Source organism: Campylobacter concisus (assembly GCF_015679985.1).
Classification (GTDB): domain Bacteria; phylum Campylobacterota; class Campylobacteria; order Campylobacterales; family Campylobacteraceae; genus Campylobacter_A; species Campylobacter_A concisus_AC.
Genome location: NZ_CP049239.1, coordinates 41,974 through 64,549 on the forward strand (window position 1 = coordinate 41,974; position 22,576 = coordinate 64,549).

Consider the following 22,576-nt stretch of genomic DNA (forward strand, 5'->3'; position numbering starts at 1 on the left):
TTAAGTATGGCTAAAATTTTATACTATGATGCTAGTTGCGGTATTAGCGGCGATATGAATTTAGGCGCGCTGGTGGATCTGGGCGCGGATTTTAGCTATCTTTGCGCCGAGCTTGCTAAGCTAAATTTAGCTAGCGAATTTTACCTACGCAAGCGCAAAGTGCTAAAATGCGGTATCTCTGCAACCAAAATAGACGTCGTTTGCGCGGCAAATCCGAGCCAAATTCCGCTTGGCCTCTTAGGCGCTAAATTTAGCCCGCGTCAAAATTTAAACGGCAAAATTCACGGCGCCGAATTTAGAGCGGATAAGCCCGCCCAAAACCATCCGCGTCCGCGAAATTTCACGCAAATTTTAGAGCTTATCGAGGGTTCTAGCCTAAGCGCTTTCGTAAAAAAAACGGCAAGCGAAATTTTTAGCGTTATCGCGCAGGCCGAGGCCAAAATCCACGGCACTAGCGCAGAGCAAGTACATTTCCACGAAGTGGGCGCCGCGGACAGCATCGCGGACGTAGTGGGTGCGGCTATTTGCTTGGAGGCCTTGGGTGCGCCGCAAATTTTTGCTTCGTCTATCGAGCTTGGCGGCGGTTTTGCGCACTGCGCTCACGGCAGGCTGACCGTACCGGCGCCTGCGGTTTGCGAAATTTTAAAAGGCGCGCAAGTAAGCCTAGGGCGAGCGAATTTCGAGATGACTACGCCCACAGGAGCGGCTATTTTAAAGGCCTGCGCACTAAATTTAAGGGAGCAAGACCGCCGCGAGTCGCCGCGAAATTTTAAAATTTTAAGCACGGGCTACGGCGCTGGCGATAAAGACGTCGCAGATTTTGCCAACGCGCTTCGCGTGATACTTTGCGAAACGAGCGAGGATTTAGGCTTGAGAGATGAGCCAAATTTGAGCGTGCAGATCGGCTATGGCGAGCTTTGCGAGCGGATTTTAATCTCCACTAATATCGACGACATGGACGCCGAGAGCTTTGCCTTTGCGTGCGATATTTTGCGAGATAGCGGCGCGCTGGACGTATTTAGCAGGTCTATTTTTATGAAAAAGGGGCGCGCGGGCTTTGAGCTAAACGCGCTGTGCCGCAAGCAGGACGCCGCGCGGATAAAGGGGCTAATTTTCGCGCATACGACGGCGATCGGAGTTAGAGAGTGCGTCGTGAGGAAAACGGAGCTTGCGCGCGAGTTTTGCGAGGTAGAGACTAAATACGGCAAAATAAGGCTTAAAATTTCGCGCGGCCGAGTTTGCGGTTTTAACGCCGAACAAAATTTAACGGACGAAAATTTAGCCCGAGATTACCCCGAAATTTTAAAAATCAAGCCCGAATTCGAGGACTGCAAAAAAGCCGCGCAGAGATTTCAAACGACGATCCGCGAGGTTAGAAACGAGACTTTAAAAAAATATGACGAAACTAGAAATTCTAAAAAATGATATAAAAAAGCTGGAAAATTTAGCCGTAGCGTTTAGCGGCGGCGTGGATAGCTCGCTACTGTTGCGCGTTGCCGCCGATACGCTAGGCCGGCGCGCGGTAGCTATCACGCTAAAATCGCCCTATATGTCGGGGCGCGAGATAAAAGAGGCGATGGAATTTACCCGTACTTACGGCATCAGGCACGAAATTTTAGAGCTAGAAGCGCCCGAAGCGGTAAAAAATAATCCGCAAGATCGCTGCTACGTCTGTAAAAAGGCGGTTTTTACACGGTTAATCGAGCTGGCAAAACATCTAGGCTTTACAAATGTCGCCGACGGTACGAACTTAGACGACCTTGGCGAATACCGCCCGGGGCTTAAAGCAAAAGACGAGCTTGGCGTGCTTTCGCCGCTTAAAGGCCTCAAAAAATCAGAGATTAGAGAGCTTAGCCGCGAGCTTGGACTGCCGACCGCGGATAAGCCCAGCTACGCGTGCCTTCTGACGCGTTTACCGCACGATAGGGAGTTTTCCGCGGAGGAAATTTCGCTCGTGGAGCGAGCCGAAAATCTGCTAATCTCGCACGGATTTTTAAACGTTCGCGCGCGATTTGACGGCAAAGCCTTTAAGCTGCAAATGGGTGCGAGCGAGACTAGACGCTTTTGCGCGGGAGATTTTAGCGCCGTCGTACGCGAGATCGCCGCGCTTGGCGAGTATGATATTTTGCTTGATTTAAAGGGGCTTCGCGGGGAGATTTTAAATGACGAAAGATGAGGCTTTAAATTTCATCCGTACCGTAAAATCGGGCGAAAAAAGCGAGCGCGAAGCGATAGAGTTTTTACGGTATTTTCCTTTTAGCGACGTGGGCTGCGCCAAAATCGACACTCAGCGCGCCCTGCGAAACGGCGCGGGCGAGGTGATCTACGGCGAGGGCAAGACCGATGATGAAATTTTGCGTATCGCAGAAGCGATCGGCGCGAGAGGGCAAAATATCCTAATCACGCGCACGAACGAGCGGGTTTTTGAGCGGCTGCGCGAAATCTTACCGCAGGTGGAGTTTAACGCTCGCGGCCGCGTCATCAGCGTCAAATTTAAAGAGCCCGCGCTCACGCAAAGCTACATCGCGATAGTTTCCGCAGGCACCGCCGACGGCGCGGTAGTGGAGGAAGCGTACGAAACGGCGAGATTTCTAGGCAACGACACGCGTAAATTTAGCGATGCGGGCGTGGCTGGGCTGCACAGGCTGATCGCAAATCTAGAGCAAATACGCGGGGCAAAGGTCGTGATCGCGGTGGCGGGCATGGAAGGCGCGCTAGCTAGCGTGCTCGCGGGCCTCGTGAGCGTGCCGGTGATCGCGGTACCCACCAGCGTGGGATACGGAGCGAGTTTCGGCGGGCTGGCGGCTCTGCTAGCGATGCTAAACAGCTGCGCAAACGGCGTCAGCGTCGTAAATATCGACAACGGATTCGGCGCCGCGTATAACGCGAACCTGATAAATCATCTCTGAATTTACGCCCGTGCTCGGACTAATAAACGGACTAAATTCGAGTGCGAGAGCCTATCGATCACAGAAGCAAACCGCAACAGCTACCAAGCCGTAATAGCGCAGTGGCACGATAGCAAAGACAGTAAAGATAAACAAGCGAAGATTGGCGGCGGAGAGCAAACCTATAAGCTAAATATCCCCGAGCCAAAATCAGACAATGAAGCCTTAAAAAGGGCGAAGCCAAGCTAAACGAACTACAACGCGGCGGAATGAACGGCTAGCTTACCGCCACTGGTAGAGAGCTAAGGGCCGGCGTAAAACTAAAAATAACCGGCGTAACCAGACTTGAAAATGTAAAATTTAGTATTAAAAGCGTATCGCATAATCTAAACACTACAAACTATATGATTGATCTGGAGTTTGAGGGGTAGGATTATATCTGATTATAAAAATATTCTTTCTTACCTTTTCTATAGTAGCCATCTATAACATCAGTAAGTTCGAATCTAAAATATTCAAATATGCGCTTAAACTCTACTAATTTTTCTTCCGACACCGTGAGAAATGGTTTTTCTGTTTCTAATTCCATAAAGCTTTGTTTAAAAAGTTTTATTCCGTATCCTTTATTCTTGTAAGGGGGCATGGTAGATAAGTGACATATCTTTTGCTCACTGTATTTTAGAATAGCCAAGCCTCTTAAATCATTTTCGTTACAAGAAGTTATTATTTTTTTTGTTCCATTTTTTAAAGATGGTATCACGTTAAGAAAATACCAAGCATCAAATTCTGGATAGTATTTTTTTGCCTCTTTGATATAGTTATATAATACATATTTATTCTGTATATCTGCCTTTATAGGCAAAATGTGATTTGATGTTAAGACAATTGAGGGGTCATAGAATATCATTTAAAAAAAACACTTTATAAGAGGTCATAAATAAAATTAGACACTATAGCTACGAACACCACGAATAACAGGAATTTGTATTTTTCAAATTTTGAACTTTTATGATGAAGGCTTTTTAAAAAGAGTTGATACGATTCTATGCACCCACCACTAAGATTACTCTCCTTAAACTGATAGACCGTCATATTTAAATCGGTATCATAACCTATATATTCACGCCACAAATCATCCTCCAAAACCCTAAAACTTTTTATTGACTTATTTTTTTCTAGTAGTTCCGTAGTAGAATCTAGTATAATAAATGTATTAATTTCCTTAAATTTTATTTTATTATCTATTTGTTTTGTAAAGCGTCTATCCAAATTTATAGATATGCCGGTGATTTTCATAGCTTTAATAAAAGGGTTAGTCATAGTATCTGAGAGCATTGTGTCAGATATTTTATCCTTAATATTTGTAACTCTAAATCTGAAATAACTATTTTTTTGTTGTTCCTTTACGCTCATTGTAATACTTGTATCATTGTTGATGGTGGTATTACAGAGCTCAATATTACCAAGGTCATACTCTTTTAATCTAAAACTTGATTTATTTTTATCCAGATGTGTTTCTTCGTTAAATATCATGTTTATGGTTTTACCATCACACAAGCGATCCTTGATGTCTATAAAATCAGTTTTGTATATTTTAAAAGGGAGTGTGATATTTATGTTAAAGTTTCTACTAATGTTATTGTATTCTTTCCTGGATACCAATACCCCAATTTCAATATATGAGTTTTCGTTATTGTTTGGCAAAAACAGGTTGATGTGAAGTATAACTTCTATTTTGTCTGCAATATCAGAATCTGCACAAATTGCTATAGGCCATGCGATTGAGTTTTTTTATTCATAGTTTTTTATCCAATATACATAAACGATTGTGGTGCCACAAAATTTGGGTATTGCAAATAAGGACAAATTGCCTCTTTATATTTATTTGCGGATTTAATCTTAATGGCAAAACCGGTACTCTTGCCATTAAAGTATTTTAGATATCTTTCTTTATCTATACCGGCATCCATACTCGTTTTATCCCATAGCTCTTCTGGGCTTGCCTCCAAAATATTATCAACTATAAATTCTCCTATAATTTTTCCAACTGGCTTTGTGGCATATACTTTAATCTTATTAACGTTTTTTTTAAATTTTACCTTTCTAAACTCAAATTTTTTCGTACCATCAAAAATAGCCTCAGCGAATTCCGGCTTAATGGATAATAATGCTGTCATTTACTAAACCTTCTTTTAAAATTGCAAAAAAAGCCTCATCTGTAAGCTTCACAAAACCCCAGTAGGCTTCTTCGTGACCTATAATTTCTCTAATCTTCTTTAAAATAACACGTCTTTTAAATGATATATTGTATGCCATTTTTATTATTTTTGTGTAATTTTTTTTGATAAATATATTCTCTAATTCATCATCAGTAAATATATTATGAGGCTTGCAGTACTTGATGAAATCATACAAGTCACTAAAACTGGATAAATCTTTATATTCTTCTACAACACACAAGGAGGTTATGACGGATGAGTAGTTCGCGCTTTGGGCATTTTTATCTTTTGTTCTATAAATGAGTAAGCAGTCGCCTCTCTTGAGTTGCTCGACACCTTTCATTTCCGTTATATACACCTTATGAATACTATTTGATTCAGACATGTCTTTTAGTATGTCATAGCTTTCTGTGTTTAGCATAGAGTCCGAGAACATACCAGTATGATATTTTGGGTATATACTTAAAAGATATTTGTCGCTTGTCGCATTAATAGCCGGATAGTCCAGCAGTATATCATTTTTTAGCGCCTGCACATGAGTCGGTATATTTTTTGTTAATACTAGCTCATTGATTTTTTTGCTATGCTGGACAAACCCATATCTTTTTAATAATTTTATTAAAGGTGCTTGTTTTTCAAAAGACGTTACATAGATATTATAAATATTGTTTGCTACGGCAAAATCAAAAATCTTCTTTATAATACGCTCTCCAAGCTTTGTCCCATGCGCATCTATTTTAAGAGTTCCTATCTTTAGCCATGTCACATTTGTGTCAAGTGCCGGACTTATATCCGTATTATCTATTGGTCTTTCTATTTTTAGATACAAAAAAGCCACTATCTTGGTATCATCAAAGAGTATATATGCTTTTTCGCCAGCGTCCGCTTTTTTCGCTATCCATGTATCAAAACCTTTATAGTCTTGCCTTAAAGAGTCGAAAAAGGAATCAGATGTGTTAATTTCACGTATATATTTCTCTTGGATATTTGACATTTTAACACCTCTTGAAATTTTCCAAGCAATTGTATCAAAGATTATCTAATTTTATTCTTTTAAAGCCATCGTTGCAATATCGGCAAGGATCTTTAAAAGTATTTTTTGAATTTAAAACGATAATAAAAAGATTAAAAAAATTTACGTTTCAAATCAAAGTGAAAAATGTGATGTTTTAGCCCACTTTGATTTGAAACGTGGTTTTTACAGCTAAATTTGAAGGCTAAATTTAAAAGGAAAGCGTTGCGAGAGAAAAATTTAAGAGAGCAAAAACCAAACGAGCCGAAGGACGCAGTAAGGCACGAGCAAAAGCTGCAAACAAAGCAAAGTGTGAGAACGAGGCTAGCGTTTTTAGCCGCGGCGGTACTGATTTTGGCGGTCGAAATTTACATAGCGATCTGCGTAAAGGGCGGCTTTGTGCGACACTACCTCGGCGACGTTTTGGCTGTTATCTTGCTTTACGCTTTAGCAAGGGCTATATTTAGCGTGCCACCATCAAATTTGCCGCTTAAAATTTTTACTTTTGCGGCGGCTTTGGAGATTGCGCAGTATTTTGGAGTGGTGCAAATTTTAGGTATAGAAAATAAAATTTTAAAGATAATGATCGGCGGGACGTTCGATCTTGCTGATCTGCTCTGCTACGCGGCTGGCTGTATCTTGGCGGGCGTGTATGAAAAATTTGAAAAAAGGAGAAGCGATGGATAAAGAAAAATCCATAAAAAAGATGACTGAGGTCATGGCAAAATTTGTCGGCTACACGGGCAAAGTGCTGTCTGATGACGTGACTGCGAAGCTACTTGAGCTTAGCGAGCGCGAGACGCAGCCGCTGGCAAAGGAGATCTATAAAACGATGTTTGAAAATCAGCGCCTTGCAAAGGAGCTAAACCGCCCGTCCTGTCAGGATACTGGAGTGATCCAGTTTTTCGTAAGATGTGGCGCAAATTTCCCACTCATCGGCGAGCTTGAAGAGCTACTGCGAGAGGCGGTGCTGCAAGCTACTCGCGAGGCTCCGCTGCGCCATAACAGCGTCGAGACATTTGACGAGTATAATACCGGCAAAAACGTCGGCAAGGGCACGCCGAGCGTGTTTTGGGAGATCGTGCCAAATAGTAGCGAGTGCGAGATACACACCTATATGGCAGGTGGCGGCTGTAGCCTGCCTGGTAAAGCAACCGTGCTGATGCCTGGCATGGGATATGAGGGCGTCGTTAAATTCGTCATGGATATAATGACAAGCTACGGCATAAACGCCTGTCCGCCGCTACTAGTGGGTATTGGCGTTGGCACTTCGATCGACGTGGCATCTTTGCTATCTAAAAAGGCACTTATGAGGCCTTTGGGCTCTAAAAATCCAAACGAACGAGCCGCATTAACTGAAAAGTTGCTCGAAGATGGCATAAATAAAATCGGCCTTGGACCACAAGGTATGAGTGGTGCAAGCTCTGTGATGGGCGTGCATATAGAAAACTGTGCTCGCCACCCAAGCGTCATAGCTGTTGCCGTAAATGTGGGCTGTTGGTCGCACCGCAAGGGTCACATCGTTTGGGATGCGGATCTAAATTTCGACGTAAAATCGCACAAGGAGTTCGCGCTATGAGTAAGAAAATTTTAACCACGCCAATAAGCGCCGAGGATCTTTTAAATATCAAAATCGGCGACGTGATCTACCTCACGGGGCACATCAGTTTGTAGATTTGGCTAGCACACAAAGAGAGCTAGCAGATGAATTAGGAGCTAAGTTTTTAGAATTTTGTAGTTCATACCTAAATGAAAAATGTGTTATTGCCAAAAGTGAATTTACTTACCAAGAATCTTTTTTGCCAGCAAGCCTAACTATCGAAGCCTACACTAAAAAACCGACTGCTAACACAACAATGGTAGATGCGTACATTGGTAATGTGCATTTTAGGTTAAATTATGATTATGTATATGAAGAGTATGATGATGACCATTTTAAAGATGAATATGCGTATCAATATCTTGACTTTCAAATATAACAAGTGCTATAATACAACCAAGTTACATTTAAAGAAAGGAGGGTAAATCATGGCAAACGGAGATTATGAAGTAACTCATAATAGGATTCTTAATAGTGTAAAGAAAAAATATCATTCATACAAAGGTAAAGTAGGCAAGATTGCTGATAATATAATAGACAGAAATTTTAAAGCTGATAAGCCGTTACAAAAATGGAGTACTGATGTATCTCAATTTAACTTTTCATGGGGTAAATGCAACATTTCACCAATACTTGATATGTATACAAATGAAATAATCTCTTATGACTTATCCTTAAGTCCTAATTTAGAGCAAATATCTAAAAAAATTTTGTTAACTTCTTTATATTGAGGATAGGAGACTATATAAAAGATTTTTACTATTAATTAGAAAGAGTGGATAAATGGGGAAAGGTTTCTTTAAGAATAAAAAATTATGCATATTGGTTCTCTTTGTATTGCTATTGCTTTTAATACTAACTTGTATTTGTTTAGGAAGATATCAGGTTAGCCCCTATAAAGCATTTATGATTATATACAAAACAATAACCGGAGATGTTAGCGGCTTAGATGTACATGAAACTAGTGTAGTAATTGACATAAGACTACCTAGAATACTTATGGGAGTTTTAGTAGGTGCAGGGCTATCACTGGCAGGAGCAGCATATCAAACTGTTTTTTCAAACCCTTTAGTTAGCCCGGACTTACTAGGGGTGTCTTCAGGAGCAGGTTTTGGGGCGGCTTTATCTATATTATTATCCCTAGACATGATAGTGACTCAACATGTTTCTTTGCTTCTGGGGCTTTTAGCAGTTTATATAGTTTTAAACCTATCCAGAGTAAAAAAACGAACAGATTTGTATGTGTTAGTTTTATCCGGAGTAATTGTAAAGTCACTATTTGATGCTTCAATATCATTTATTAAATATATAGCAGATCCGGAAGATAAGCTTCCAACTATCACTATGTGGTTGCTGGGAAGTTTAGCAAGTGTATCCTATAGAGATCTTGTTATTTGTTCAATAATAATAATACCTTGTATTTTCGGCTTCTTTCTATTAAGGTGGAAATTGAATCTTTTATCTCTAGATTCTGATGAGGCTAGGTCTTTAGGAATTAATGTAAAAAAATTACGTATTGTGGTTATCTTACTCTCAACATTGATAACTGCAACTACAGTTTCTGTATGTGGAATTATAGGATGGATAGGTTTAATAATTCCCCATTTGGCGAGAATGGTTATCGGAAATGATAATAGGTACCTTATTCCAACTTGTTGTGTTATGGGAGCAATTTATTTATTACTGATAGATACCCTTTCAAGAGCAGCTACAAGCAATGAAATTCCCATTTCAATATTAACAGCATTTATAGGTGCGCCATTATTCATAACTATACTTAGAAAGAATTCGGGAGAAAGAAGATGATACTCCAAGTTAAAAAAGGTACTTTTTCATATGACAAGAGAAAAATTTTAAAAGATATTTCATTTGATTTAAAAGAAGAAGAAGTAATGTCCATTCTTGGACCCAATGGGGTGGGTAAAACTACTTTCTTAAGGTGTCTTATGGGATTTTTAAAATGGGACACGGGAAAAGCCTTATTGTTCGGCAAAGATATAAATGAATATGCAGAAAAAGAATTATGGGAAAACTTAAGTTATGTTCCTCAAGTTAAGAAAAGTGTGTTTAGTTATGGGGTTTTAGAAATGGTTGTGATGGGTTTAGACAAGGAAAACAGTTTTTTCCATATCCCTACGAAGGAAGATTATGATAAAGCTTATGAAACTTTAAAAGAATTAGGAGTTGAAAAGCTATCAAATAGATACTGTGATGAGCTATCCGGAGGAGAGCTTCAAATGGTTATGATTGCGAGAGCTCTTGTTTCTAATCCAAAACTTCTTATTTTAGATGAACCGGAGTCAAACCTGGATATGAAGAATCAAATTAGAATCATAGAGGCAATTAAACATATAAATGTAAATAAAAAATCTGCTTGCATAATAAACACTCATTTTCCTAGTCATGCATTGCAGATATCTGACAAAACTTTGTTTATCGGTAGTGATTACAAAACAACCTTTGATGAAAGTTCGAAAGCCATTACTGAAGATAACTTACAAAAGTATTTTCAGATCAAAGCTAAAATTTTAATTTTTCAAGCAGAAGAAGTTGAATACAAAACAGTTGCACCTTATAAAGCCATATAGAACTGTTAGAAGGAGGTTAATGAATGGAATATAGAAAATTAGGATCTACAGGCATACAAATTTCAAGAATATCTATGGGAAGTCATCACTTAAAGAATCCCCAAGATATAGATAAACATGCAGAAAATTTCTTCTATGCATATAAACAAGGAATAAATTTCTTTGAAACCGGCGATACTTATGGAAACAATTGTTCAGAACTTATATTAGGTGCAGCCATAAAAGAAATGAAGAAGCATAAAAAACCATTTTATATTATGTCAAAGACACATGCCGGAGATTCTAAAACATTTCGAAAAAATCTTGAAAATTCTTTGAAGAATTTAGGAATAAGTTGTATTGACTCCTTTACTTGTCTTTGGGGTGTAAAATCTTTTGAAGAATGGAGAGGAGCTAAAAACTATGGAGCTATAAGAGAGATGGAAAAAGCAAGAGAAGAAGGACTTATTAAGCATATTACTTTTTCTTCACACTTACAAAATAAAGAACTAATTGAGATGATTGGGGAGTATAAATTTGATTATAGTTTACAGGGCTTTAATATAATTAATTCCAAATACAGATTAAAAGGAATAATGAAGACTCATGAAAAAGATATAGGGACAATAGCTATGAATCCGCTGGCAACAGGAGACTTGTTGCTTTATGAAGATATATTTAACGCTATTCGTATAAAAGAAGACCAAACTTTGGTTCAAGCGGCATATGCATATATTCTGTCCTTTCCTTTTATAGATTCTGTACTGGGAACCTTTAATTCAAAAGATGAAATTAATGAAGCTATTAAAACCCTATATCAAGAACCTTACTCTGCTAAAGAAAGGAGTGAACAAGAAGGAAAATTAAAAGAAAGAATTAATCAAGTTGATTTAGAAAGAAAGATAGAAGTTGGCAAAGCTCTTAGACAAAGACCTCATATATTAAGAGAAGAAGTTGCAGATTTGTTTGGAGTTTATCCACTAAGTGTATAATTTTCAAAGGAGGAAAAATGAAAAGAAGGATTAGTTTATTATTATTTTTAGTACTAGCATTAATTTTAAATGCTTGTGACGGCAGCTCTCAAAGTAATAAAAATGAAATCAGTGAAAACAAGGAAAAAGAAGCTAGTCAAGTGCGAGAAGTTAAAGAGGTAAAAGAAAGCGAATACTCGGTTACTGATGTTAGAGGAAAAACGATTAAATTTGAAAAAACACCGGAAAGAATTGCAACGGTGGACAAGCCTCTTCCGTCTATAATATATGCAATTGATGGAAAGACAGATAAAATTGTAGGATGCAACCCATCTTCTATTAAAGCTTTTGAAGAAAGTGTTTTAAAAAACATGTATCCACAACTAGCTAATGCGAATACTAAATGGTGTTCAAAAGACTCAGTTGTTAACGTGGAAGAGTTATTGAAGCTAAAACCGGATGTAGTGTTTATTTATTCGAATATTGAGAAAGAAATTGAAAAAATGGAAGCTGCAGGACTTAAGGTAGTAGCTTTAAAGAGGGCAGAATTTGACAGTATAAAAGAAAATATAAAAATGATATCTGAAGTACTTCAAAAGAAAGAACGTGGCGACTTATTAGTTGAATATATGGACAAAGGAATTAATGAAGTAACATCAAAGTTAGCTGAAATAAAAGATGAAGATAAACCAAAAGTTATAGAGTTTTATAGTGACATGAAAATAGCTGTAAAAACATACGACCATTGGATGAAACCAAGTGGAGCCCATAATCCGGCCCACGAGCTTAAGGGTAAATTGGCTGAAGTGGACATGGAGCAGATGATTGTATGGAACCCTGATATCATTTATTTAGGAAATCATTCAGACTTAATGCCGGAAGACTTTATTGAAAATAAGCAGGAAGGTAGAGACTGGTCAACAATTAAAGCTGTAGCTAACAAACAAGTATACAAAATTCCTATAGGTGTTTATAGGTGGGATCCTCCTGGGGTTGAAACTCCGCTTACAGTTAAATGGGCTGCAAAAATACAGTATCCACAATTGTTTTCAGATATGGACATGGAAGTAGAGTTAAAGAATTTCTTTGAATATGTATATGATTACAAATTATCAGATGATGAAGTTGCTACAATATTGAGGAAGTAGTTTTAATAAGAAAGGAAGAAACATGGATAAATAAAAGTATTAGAAATATGATTACAAATTATCAGATGATGAAGTTGCTACAATATTGAGGAAGTAGTTTTAACAAGAAAGGAAGAAACATGGATAAAATAAAAGTATTAGAAAAAGGACATGAATTAGAATATAGCTTTGATGATTTACTAAACTATCATGGTGTAGGTTATCCCGGGGGAGTAGCTCATGCATTTCAAGTCATGAGTAGAGCCTTTCCACTTTTAGATGATGGGAAATTATTAGAAAGAAGAGAGATATATCTTATTACAGCATTTCCGGGACCGGGAGGGCTAGATGCTTTTGAAATGGTAACAAGATGCGTAACAGGTGGTAGAATTTCCGTTGATATTAATTTAAAAGAAGCTGAAGAAGTCTTAGAAAGTCCCCATGGAAGATATTATTTTAAATTCAAGTATAGAGATAAAACAGTCGTTATAACCATAAAGCCAGGTTTTGTACTAAAAGAATTTATTGAATTATCAAGAAAAGAAGATAGAAGTGAAGAAGAAGAGACTACTTTGATTCAGATGAAAAAAGATATGGCAGCAAGACTATTGGCCGCTAAGCCCGAAGAAGTATATAACGCAAAAGTTCTATAAAAGAAAAAGAGAAGGGTTTTGATATGTGCCCTCTTTACTGGACAAACCAGTAAGGAGGGTATTTTTTTGAAAATAAAGATGCGTTTGAGTTATTAGTGTTTGGTTCTTATGGAACAAAATACAGTAATTTTTTAGGCTGTATAATAAATATGGGGTTTTAGGGACTATCCCTAACGAGGTATTTTTGTCTGACTTGTCGGACAAAAAGTATCCTCGCCCAAATGAAATACAAGATGGCTTTTTGATAGCAAATACCATATATAGAATATAGATGCAAGCTGGTTCAGCTTATGCTTTTCGTTGTTTATTGATCCGTTTAAGATAAATAAAATAACATATAGCAAAATATTAAAAAGCTATAAAATTAAGCATAATTTTAGAATCTTAAATAACCTTAAATTATAAATCAACCTTTACTATTTATTCTAACAATGCCATCATTTTAAATAGTTTACTACACCCACCCTTCCCCTTCTTGATAAAAATTTATCTCTTCTACTAGATCCTTTAGAATTTTAGGAGTTACTGGTTCGCCATAAGTATTCATAGTGATCTTGTATTGTTGTTCGTGTCCTACCAGAGCAGCTATATGCTCGACTCTTTGACCACTTTGGATGAGCTTGTTTATAAAAGTGTGTCTAAATGAGTGAAATGTCCTTGTTTTATCACCATCTTTTATAACTTTAGTATTGATCTTCTTTCTAAAATACTCAGAGAAGTCTTTATTATCACAGCTAAATAACCTAACTGCTTTGCCACATTTCCTAGCTAGCTTCTTTTTACTCTCTATAAATTCAAACAGCCCAATGCTACTTAGCTTAGAGTGGATGGGCACTATCCTTACAGAGTTTCTAGTCTTTAAAGTCTTGCTCTTGCCTGTTTTTACATCTATTTTTGTATTTAAACTAAAGCATACTATGTTATATTTTTCAACTATGTCATCTGTGTTTAACTGGATTATCTCATTTAGTCTCATGCCAGAATAAGCTGCTATATAAGTAACGAAAAATAGCTCATCTTTACTGATCCTTTGGCTTTTGGTATCTCCACTTGATCTAATCTTACTAACAATATCCAAAAGTGCGTTTACGTCACTATCTTCATAAGGATTTTTGTTTGTAACGTCATCCTGGTTTATACTTATTTGCAGATCTATAGCTGGGTTCTTATCTATATAGTCACTATCGTAGCAGTATTTAAAAAACTCACTAACTCTAACAATATATTTTTTGATAGTTGATTTAGAAATTTTTGGTCTATCTTTTGCTAAAGCTATGATCTCATCTAAGCTTTTATCTTTATAGAGACTATTTTGAGAGAGTTTGGTTGGTAGTTGCAGTAAGACATTTCTAAAATTTAGCAAATCATCTCTTTTTATCTTTTTAATATCTAGTTCATCACCAAAATTCATATACATTAGCTTTCCTACATGTCTAACAAGACCAAATGTGCTATCACTCCAGTTGTTTGAAATGCTTGTGTTTGATACATAGGTTTCAAATGCACTCTTTAGTGTGACCGTGTCAGCCTTATTCTCGCTTTTAGTAGATGAGATTAGCTGTGATTTAAAGCTTTTAGCTCTATTCGAGAAGAGCTTTTGGAAGAAATTTATAGCTTCATTAAAAGTCATGTTACTAGCATCACTTGTATCATCTATCGCAAGATCTTTAGCCTCAATATCACTTAAAACTATACCTTTATCTTCATATTTATCTGCCTTATATAGCTTTACCTGACCACCAAAGGTAGGATCATTTAAATTTCCATATCCAAATTTTAGATCATCACTTAGCTCATTATCTCCATCTGGCAATAACTCACAACCAAATATTCTTAGGATATCGTTTTGTGTGAGTGCACCCTTTTGTTTTGCTAGCTCATTTATAGCATCTCTTAGCTCACAAACAGAGTGTTTTAGAGATTTTTTAGTAAAAGGGAGTACCAAATTCTGCTTTTTTAAAGATTCTATGTCGTCTTGATAGCTATCTATGCTAGCCTCTTTAATGCCTTTTGCTATCTCATCTTTGGCATTATCATCTAAATTTTTGCTCTTGTGCTTTTTGTTAAGAGGCACAAATGCTTGTTGCTCATCATTTAGTAGCTTTTGGTTTTTACACATCTTATATGATATGTGATTTATGTTATCTATCGTTGCCTCAAGCACTCTTTTACCAAGAAGCTTTTTTGTATGAGGATCAGTGCAAGATAGCTTTTTGCAGATCTCATCGACCTCTTTTGATATGACACTGGGTAAGCTATCTTCTTTTAAACTCTGTTTTAAAAACAAATTTAGTGATAGTAGTCCATCTAAATTTATATATCTGCCAAGCATATCATGCTCTTTGATACTTTTGGCCTCCTTGGCTTTTAAGAGCATAAGCACCAAGTGCTCTATAAGTTCGATGCTCAAATTCATCTTCCATGCCTTTTTGATCGCGTTAAAAATTATAGAGTAGATCTTAGCACGATTTTTTGCTGTATCAAAGCGTTTTGTGAGGAAGGAGGTTATGTATTCGGTTTTATTACCAAAATAAGGCCTCAAATATAGTGGGATGGCTACTCTAAAGTAGTATATGCCATTTCGTTTGACTAAATATTGCATCTTTATTACCTATGCAATATAACTTTGTAGCAAAATGTAGCAGATACCTGGTGTAAAACTGGCTGTATGCCGTCTTTTTGGTGCTTACATAAGGTTTATTTTTAAACCCTCATAAGCCGGAGGTCGGGAGTTCAAGTCTCCCCCGTGACACCAGAACACACTATTTTAGGCACTAGCAGTGATGCTTTTGTTCTTTCCCTTTCTTTAAAATTTCCTTTAAGAGTGGAACACTTAGTTACTAAAGTGGGACAGCCTCTTAAAAATTCCAACAATTATAAAGTCATCACCCTTGTAATGCCATAAAAATAAATTTGTTTTAAATTCTTGCTTCTAGTTTTTATTTTAGGTCACCTTTAAAATACCCCAAGGAATATCCAGCTACTGCCAACAGTTAAGCTTCAGTAAGCTTAACAGTAAAGATGAAGAGCTTCATAGTAGAGCCTTTGTAAAGAATTTTCTTAAAGGCTTTCAAGAAAGCTTTGAGAAAGACTATACTGCGCAGTCTTACATACAAAAAATGAAAGAGGATATAATGACGAAGAAATAAAAGGTTATACGAGTTTGCGAACCGGTGCTAGTTATATAAATTTCAAAAAACATAACCGATATGAAAGATCTAGTAAAAACCATAACTCATGAAAACCAAAGATTGATGGATATACAAGATCATAGAGATATAAATAAAAATAGAGACGATAATACCAAATACGCGTCAAATTTCTCAAATTTTGCGAGAAGTAAAGCATTCAATTGGGACAATATCAAAACAATGGAGAGATTTTTTAAATACAAAATATAAATAGAGCAAATAGAATTTATACAGACCAGAGCATTTTAGAAGTAGTAAAGGATATTTTAGCTTTTAATAAACAAAGACTAACCAAAGAGCTAGACTTCTCAAATATCAAAAATAACTACAACAAAAGAGAATTTATAGCCCAGTACAATGAGAGCGACCTAGCCTTTATAACAAGGCTTTGCCATGATAGCGGTATATATTTTTATGAAGATAATGAAAAAATTTATTTTCATGATACATTTATACTAGCTTATAGCAATCAAAATGAAAATTTTACTTCAAGCGATACAAGCAGTGGCAAGGAAGCTAGAAAAGTAAGCTTTAATGTAAATTTGAATAATAATCTAGCAACCGAACACATAAATAAAATAACAAAGAGCGAAACGCTAAAAGCAAATAGCTTTACGCACTCTTTTCAAAATACAGCTTATCCAAATGTGCTAGAGAGTAAAAATGAAAAGATATTTGACGAACAGGTAAATATCTATGATAAGCATATAAATTTAGATGAGTATTCATTTAGTGACACTAGTTTGCTTGAAGTTAGCACCTATCTTAAAAAACTAAGAAGCGATATGCTTTTAAAAGAATTTACCGCTAGTTCAAATGTATTTGCACTAAATTTAAATGACAATATCTCGGTAGCCATTGACGCTAGCAAGGGCGAATATGAGTTTAAAATAATAGCTTTAAAGCATACTTATATTGATGAGAGTGTTTTAGAAAATACCTTAAATTTAGGCGATAATGTCCCGTTTAAAGATAAAAAATTTATAAGCTCATACACAAATAAGATAAGCATCATTCCAAGTAGTGTGAAATTTGTCCCAAGCTACAAGCAAAAGCCAAAAGCACCAGACATCACGCTAGGTCTTGTCGTTGGTCAAGATGGACTAAACAGCCAAAATAATACGATCCATACTGATAGCTATGGTAGAGTAAAGGTGAGGTTAAATGCTTTTAGTACGCAAGAGATAATCGATAAAGACGATGCCATCAACGCAAGCTATCACAAGAGTGCTTATCTAAGAGTGATAACGCCTATTGCTAGCAATAGCTCAGGATTTTTTGCCATACCAAGGATCGGCGATGAGGTTATCATCTCTTTTTTACAAAATGACATAGATAACCCAGTAGTAAGCGGTAGCCTATATAATGCCTCAAATACGCCACTTGTAAATGTAGATAGCAACTATCATCAAACATCTCTTAGCTCAAAGACAATCGGCGCAAATGAGACTGGCATAAACGAGATCACTTTATCAAATTTAAAAAATAAAGAGCAAATTTATGTAAAAGCAGAAAAGGATTATGACGAGCTTGTAAATAACGACTTTTCTCAAACAATACTAAATGACAAAAGCTCACAAGTACATGGAAGTTATACTGAACGAGTAAAAAAAGCCCACATCCAGACGATAGATCTTGCTAAAAACGTAAATGTCGGAGGCGAGTATCTAACAACAGTTGGACTTTCAAAAGATACAGTAGTGGGTGTCTCAAATACGCTAAACGTAGCTGTTGATAACAATACAAGAGTAGGTCAAGATAGTCATGAATTTGTGGGACATGATAAATTTGTAGAAGTAAAATCAAATCTTAATACGACCATACATAATGATGAGATGAGAGAGGTAAAAGGCACAAAAGAGCAAAATATAGATGGTGGCTATAAGCTAAATTCACAAAAAGGTATAAATGAATTTAGTAACGAGCATATTGTGCTTCAGGCAAATAGCTACATTGATATAAATGCTAAGTCAAATTTCACAACAAAAACAGCTGCCCAGCACACAGAGATTGCTGATTCAAAATTTAGCAATATAGAAACAAACTACGAAGTAAATGCCAAAGATAAGATAATCCATCAAGTAGGTAGTACAAAAGTAACGATAGAGGGATCAAGTGTCGTGATAGAAGTAGCTGGCGTAAAGGCGATATTTGATAGTAGAGGGCTAAGAGTTATCGGTGGAGATATAAAGGCTTTATAAGATCATATTTAAAGACTTGCTTTATATTTTAGTAGGTCTTTAAATTTTTAAATAAAATCAATTTCTACTAAAACTAATGCGAAGAATTTTAAAAGCAAAGGCTAAATTTTAGGGCTACGATAAAAGATAGTCACACAAATATTTCACATGGTACAATAGACAAGCCCTTTTAAAAATTTATATAATTCATTCAGAATTTCAAATAATATAACAATAAGGAGAACATGATGGCTAAAGAAGCCGGAGTAGTTAAAAGCGTAAACGGAGGAATAGCAAGAGCACTTAATGACTTAACAGGAGAGGTAAGACAATTAAGTGTAGGAGATATTGTATACCAAGGTGAAAAGATAGTTACAGAGGGTTCTAACTCTAAAGTAACAATAACTCAAACTGATGGTAAAGATATAACTTTAATAGGTAAAGATACTCTAACTCTAGATCAAGACTCTAACAATAACGAAACAGTAGCTGATATCTCAGCTTTACAACAAGCCATCTTAAAAGGAACAGATCTTAATGCTCTAGAAGAAACTGCTGCAGGTGGTCCACAAGCAGGTGGTAATGGTGGAGATGGCGTAAGCTTATCTTCTACTAGCTTTGCAGAAGGAGGCCACATTAGTAACATATACGCCAATTATGGTAATTTACCGGATAATGGAGGTAGTTATATAAGTGATTATTCTGCAATAAGGGGAGGTGGATTGGATACGCAGGATACACCAGAGTCTCAACCACAACCACAGCCAACTCCTCCAACAATGATGGAAATTCCTTCATCTGCATATAATATAGAGATGGGTAGGAATAATAGTGAAAAATTGGGAATAAATGCTGAAACAAGTTTGAACTACAATACTACACATGATAGAGATATGGATCCGTCCTTGGATAGATCCAATGATTATTTTAGGAACCTAAATTCGGTTCAGGGCGAAGATAAAAGTTCTATATCGGCTACTAGTGATGCGTCTCAGGCCCAGAAGATATCTGATTCAGATATATCAAAAGCATTTAAAGACGCCGTAGACGGATTAACTATAGATAAAGGCGAAATAAGCGTAGGGGATAAACTTCTACAAAAACACTATATAGAAAATTATCAAGATAAATTCGATTACCAAGACGGTTGGTTTATAAGCAAAGATAAATCTACTATTATAGGATCGGATAAAGCTAAAAAGCTAGCGATAGTCGGTAAAGATACAGATACTTCAAGTTATGACGATTCGTATACTATAGTAAGAGTAGGAGACAAAGCACCTTCAGTTTTTGGATCCGATAAGGCTGATAATATAACCGTAGACGGTGCTAAGGTTAAGATGATCTCTACGGGAACCGGAGACGATACGATCAACGTTAAAAATGGAGCGGAAATTTTAACTAATATCAATAGCGGTAGCGGCAACGACACGATAAACGTAGATGGAGAAGGCACGAAAGTAAATGGCGAAGAAATAGTAAACCATACTGGCTATAAGATAAGACAAGGCGGTATAATAGCCGGCGATGGCGGTGATATTATTAACATCACAAATAAAGCCAAAGTTAAAGCTGGAATTTACGACGGCGACGGCGATGATATTATTAACATAAAAGGCGGAGCTACTGTCGGTACTGTAGGAATTGAAGATGTATCTGCCAGATATAAGAGCATAGATAAATATAAAGACGGTCGCGAAATTACCGATGAAGATAGAATCTCTATGGAAGCTCAATTTCAACAAAGATCTGGCGTTCAACTAGGTCATGGTAAAAATACGGTAACCATAGAGGGCGAAGATACTGCTGTAAGTAGGGTAACGGGCTATAAATATAATCATAATGAAGGATTTAAAAACGAAAATTGGACTAATACTGTAACTGTAAAAGACAAAGCTACAGTATCCTTTGATATAGATATAAATAGTATAAACAAAGATACGGTAAATGTAGAAAATAATGCTACCGTAAGAGGAACTATCTTTACTGGTAAAGGCAGCGATACTATAAACGTAACTAATAATTCTAAGGTCGGCGGTGTAAGGGCTGAATCCGATGGCGACACAATAAATATAACTGATTCAACGGTCGGCGGAAAAGGTAGTTTCTATGGAAGTTCAACCAATAAAGACAAGGGTAATTTTAATGGAGACGACTCATATAATAAAGGTCAATTCGAGGGTATTAATGGAGATGGAAACGATGTCTTTGATACGGTTAATGGCAAAGATACTATAACAATCAAAAATTCAACCGTTAACGGTACAATTTGGGGTGGAGGTTATAATGACACCATAAACATATCAGACAATAGCGTTATTAACGGAATTATCGAAGGTGAAGGCGGTAACGATATCATAACCGTAAATAAGTCTACAATAAGTGGACAAGCTATTAAGAATGATGAAGGAAAGATAATTAGATACGAAGCTATCAAAGGCGGCGATGGCGTAGATACAATCTCTATACAAAATGAATCCAAGGTAATAGGTAATATATATGGTAATGCCGGAAAAGATAATATATCCTTAGAAGGCGGTGCTAAAGTAGATGGAGCAATATATGGCGACACAAAGACAATGAATGATGTATATGAAATGGATGAACAAGCAAAGCACGGCAAGCATATAAATATAATCGACAAAGGTGCCGATGCTGATAATATAACTTTAAGCGGTGCGGGAACCAGTGCGAAGCATATATTTGCCGGAGACGGCGATGATAAGATCGTGGTAAAAGATGGCGCAAAAGTAACAGGAGAAGTAAGGGGCGACGAAGGCGATGATAAAATAACCGTATCTGACAACCAAACATACGTTAGCGCCATAAACGGTAGAGGTGGCGACGATACTATCCTAGTAGAAAAGGGCGCAAACGTAGACGGTATAGTCGGAAGATGGGGTAATGATGATATAACCGTAACAGGGAAAGGCACCGTCGTAAAAGAATTCATTCATGGCAATGAGGGCGATGATACGATTAGGGTTTTGGACGGTGCTGTCGTCAAGGGCGATATTGAAAATAATACTGAAGGTAAGATCGGCAGCATTGAAGGCAATGCTGGTAACGATATTATAGAAATTGATGGAGGAGTTAACAAAGAAGGTTATGTTGGCGGTAAAATTATTAGTGGAGACGGCGATGATATCGTTACGATAAGGAATACAAATCTAGACAAAGTCGACAATGTCTACAATAAAAACGTCAAGGTTGATACTGGAACTGGCAATGATACCGTAAATTTATATAAAGTTACTGTAAACGATACTAATATCTGGACAAAAGAGGGCAACGATACTATAAATGCTACTGATACTATATTTAAAACAACGCAAGGAACTGGAATAGGAACTGGAAGCGGTAATGATATTATAAATATAAATTCAGGGTCTAGTTTCGAAAGCGGTACGCATATAAGTGCAGGCGAAGGTAATGATAATATCAATATAAATAACGGTGCTCATCTAAACGGAGGCCACGTTTATGGCTACGAAGGAAACGATACTATAAATATAAATTCTGGAGCTACTTTGACGAACTCTTCTGTACGTGGAAATGAAGGTAATGACACTATAAGTATAGATAACGGAGCCAGTATAAATAATTCCGGTAATATAGCCGTAAACGGGGATGTGGGTAATGATACTTTAGTTTTGAAAAACGGAGCTTCTGCTGGATTTAAGAACTTAAATTTTGAAAACAAAGTATCTATAACTCATACAAACGGGGATGTAAATATAACCGATATGGAAGGCGATAAAACCGTGGACCTATCCCAGCTATCTGCTATAACGGATAAAAACGTAAAATCGGTAGATATGACGAGTATATACGGCGCAAAACTAAACATCACCGCACAAGACGTGCTAGACGTCAATAAAACTACCGGTGATACTCTTACCGTAAAAGGCGGTAGCGACGATACCGTTCATAAGACAGATACATCCTCATGGCAAAATAATAATGACGGAACGTATTCTACGACCGTAAATGGCGAAACGGTAAGTATTAAAATAGAAAATAACGTTACACTGGATTTATAATATCTTATTTAAAACCCAAGAATTTCTTGGGTTTTACTCCAAATAAAATTACTACAGTTTTTAATCTTATATTATTCTAGTAACTGTTCTAATTTTTGGCTTTAACAACTAGTTAACGTAGCAAT

Annotated in this window: 19 protein-coding genes; 14 read left to right on the top strand and 5 right to left on the bottom strand. The window is 36.9% G+C overall.

Going from position 1 to position 22,576, the window contains the following annotated elements; all coding sequences use genetic code 11:
* The first annotated feature begins 6 nt into the window (after nucleotides 1–6).
* The 3 genes from larC to larB are packed head-to-tail and all read left to right on the top strand — an operon-like array spanning nucleotide 7 to nucleotide 2,909.
* A complete protein-coding gene (gene larC / locus G5B98_RS00205; protein ID WP_196086796.1) occupies nucleotides 7–1,425 on the top strand; it encodes a nickel pincer cofactor biosynthesis protein LarC in 1,419 nt (472 codons plus the stop codon).
* A complete protein-coding gene (gene larE, locus G5B98_RS00210) occupies nucleotides 1,397–2,176 on the top strand; it encodes an ATP-dependent sacrificial sulfur transferase LarE (protein WP_021085705.1) in 780 nt (259 codons plus the stop codon). Before larC ends, larE begins: the two co-directional genes overlap by 29 nt.
* Nucleotides 2,163–2,909 carry a nickel pincer cofactor biosynthesis protein LarB gene (larB, locus tag G5B98_RS00215; protein ID WP_021085655.1) on the top strand — a complete coding sequence of 249 codons (747 nt, stop codon included), beginning with the start codon at nucleotides 2,163–2,165 and terminating at the stop codon, nucleotides 2,907–2,909. The genes larE and larB overlap by 14 nt, the downstream gene beginning before the upstream one ends.
* Nucleotides 2,910–3,321: 412 nt before the next feature.
* Here the strand turns inward: larB and G5B98_RS00220 are convergent, their stop codons facing one another.
* The 4 genes from G5B98_RS00220 to G5B98_RS00235 all read right to left on the bottom strand — a co-directional run bounded on the left by G5B98_RS00220 (nucleotide 3,322) and on the right by G5B98_RS00235 (nucleotide 6,101).
* Nucleotides 3,322–3,795, bottom strand: a complete 474-nt coding sequence (locus G5B98_RS00220) for a hypothetical protein (protein ID WP_051282733.1) — start codon at nucleotides 3,793–3,795, stop codon at nucleotides 3,322–3,324.
* A 14-nt stretch (nucleotides 3,796–3,809) separates the two neighbouring features.
* Entirely contained in the window at nucleotides 3,810–4,592 is a 783-nt protein-coding gene (locus G5B98_RS00225) for a hypothetical protein (protein WP_035142783.1), read from the bottom strand.
* A gap of 101 nt (nucleotides 4,593–4,693) precedes the next feature.
* Nucleotides 4,694–5,065 carry an ASCH domain-containing protein gene (locus tag G5B98_RS00230; RefSeq protein WP_035142766.1) on the bottom strand — a complete coding sequence of 124 codons (372 nt, stop codon included), beginning with the start codon at nucleotides 5,063–5,065 and terminating at the stop codon, nucleotides 4,694–4,696.
* Nucleotides 5,043–6,101: a GNAT family N-acetyltransferase gene (locus tag G5B98_RS00235; protein WP_196086797.1), complete on the bottom strand. Its 1,059-nt coding sequence runs from the start codon at nucleotides 6,099–6,101 to the stop codon at nucleotides 5,043–5,045. Before G5B98_RS00235 ends, G5B98_RS00230 begins: the two co-directional genes overlap by 23 nt.
* Nucleotides 6,102–6,344: 243 nt before the next feature.
* On the opposite strand from G5B98_RS00235, the gene G5B98_RS00240 reads away from it, so the two are divergent.
* The 9 genes from G5B98_RS00240 (at nucleotide 6,345) to G5B98_RS00285 (ending at nucleotide 13,037) form a co-directional block, all read left to right on the top strand.
* Nucleotides 6,345–6,806, top strand: a complete 462-nt coding sequence (locus tag G5B98_RS00240; protein ID WP_103559556.1) for a DUF2809 domain-containing protein — start codon at nucleotides 6,345–6,347, stop codon at nucleotides 6,804–6,806.
* On the top strand, nucleotides 6,799–7,698 hold the full coding sequence (gene ttdA, locus G5B98_RS00245) for a L(+)-tartrate dehydratase subunit alpha (RefSeq protein ID WP_103559557.1): 900 nt from the start codon (nucleotides 6,799–6,801) through the stop codon (nucleotides 7,696–7,698). The genes G5B98_RS00240 and ttdA overlap by 8 nt, the downstream gene beginning before the upstream one ends.
* 97 nt (nucleotides 7,699–7,795) lie before the next feature.
* Complete coding sequence (locus tag G5B98_RS00255) at nucleotides 7,796–8,098, top strand: hypothetical protein (protein ID WP_021086679.1); 303 nt, start codon at nucleotides 7,796–7,798, stop codon at nucleotides 8,096–8,098.
* Nucleotides 8,099–8,147: 49 nt separating this feature from the next.
* A complete protein-coding gene (locus G5B98_RS09275; protein WP_051282770.1) occupies nucleotides 8,148–8,450 on the top strand; it encodes a transposase in 303 nt (100 codons plus the stop codon).
* Nucleotides 8,451–8,502: 52 nt separating this feature from the next.
* Nucleotides 8,503–9,525: a FecCD family ABC transporter permease gene (locus G5B98_RS00265; protein WP_021086678.1), complete on the top strand. Its 1,023-nt coding sequence runs from the start codon at nucleotides 8,503–8,505 to the stop codon at nucleotides 9,523–9,525.
* Nucleotides 9,522–10,307 (top strand): ABC transporter ATP-binding protein, encoded by a 786-nt coding sequence (locus G5B98_RS00270; protein WP_009295486.1) that lies wholly within the window; start codon nucleotides 9,522–9,524, stop codon nucleotides 10,305–10,307. Before G5B98_RS00265 ends, G5B98_RS00270 begins: the two co-directional genes overlap by 4 nt.
* Nucleotides 10,308–10,330: 23 nt before the next feature.
* Nucleotides 10,331–11,278, top strand: a complete 948-nt coding sequence (locus G5B98_RS00275) for an aldo/keto reductase (protein WP_021086681.1) — start codon at nucleotides 10,331–10,333, stop codon at nucleotides 11,276–11,278.
* Between the two features lie 17 nt (nucleotides 11,279–11,295).
* Nucleotides 11,296–12,405 (top strand): ABC transporter substrate-binding protein, encoded by a 1,110-nt coding sequence (locus G5B98_RS00280; protein ID WP_103559558.1) that lies wholly within the window; start codon nucleotides 11,296–11,298, stop codon nucleotides 12,403–12,405.
* 119 nt (nucleotides 12,406–12,524) lie between these two features.
* A complete protein-coding gene (locus G5B98_RS00285; protein ID WP_034965947.1) occupies nucleotides 12,525–13,037 on the top strand; it encodes a hypothetical protein in 513 nt (170 codons plus the stop codon).
* Nucleotides 13,038–13,491: 454 nt separating this feature from the next.
* Here the strand turns inward: G5B98_RS00285 and G5B98_RS00290 are convergent, their stop codons facing one another.
* Nucleotides 13,492–15,639: a site-specific integrase gene (locus G5B98_RS00290; protein ID WP_103559559.1), complete on the bottom strand. Its 2,148-nt coding sequence runs from the start codon at nucleotides 15,637–15,639 to the stop codon at nucleotides 13,492–13,494.
* 795 nt (nucleotides 15,640–16,434) lie between these two features.
* Here G5B98_RS00290 and G5B98_RS00295 point away from each other — a divergent pair.
* Complete coding sequence (locus G5B98_RS00295) at nucleotides 16,435–18,429, top strand: type VI secretion system Vgr family protein (RefSeq protein WP_269775688.1); 1,995 nt, start codon at nucleotides 16,435–16,437, stop codon at nucleotides 18,427–18,429.
* Between the two features lie 227 nt (nucleotides 18,430–18,656).
* A complete protein-coding gene (locus G5B98_RS00300; protein WP_196088173.1) occupies nucleotides 18,657–22,451 on the top strand; it encodes a retention module-containing protein in 3,795 nt (1,264 codons plus the stop codon).
* The last annotated feature ends 125 nt before the right edge of the window (nucleotides 22,452–22,576 follow it).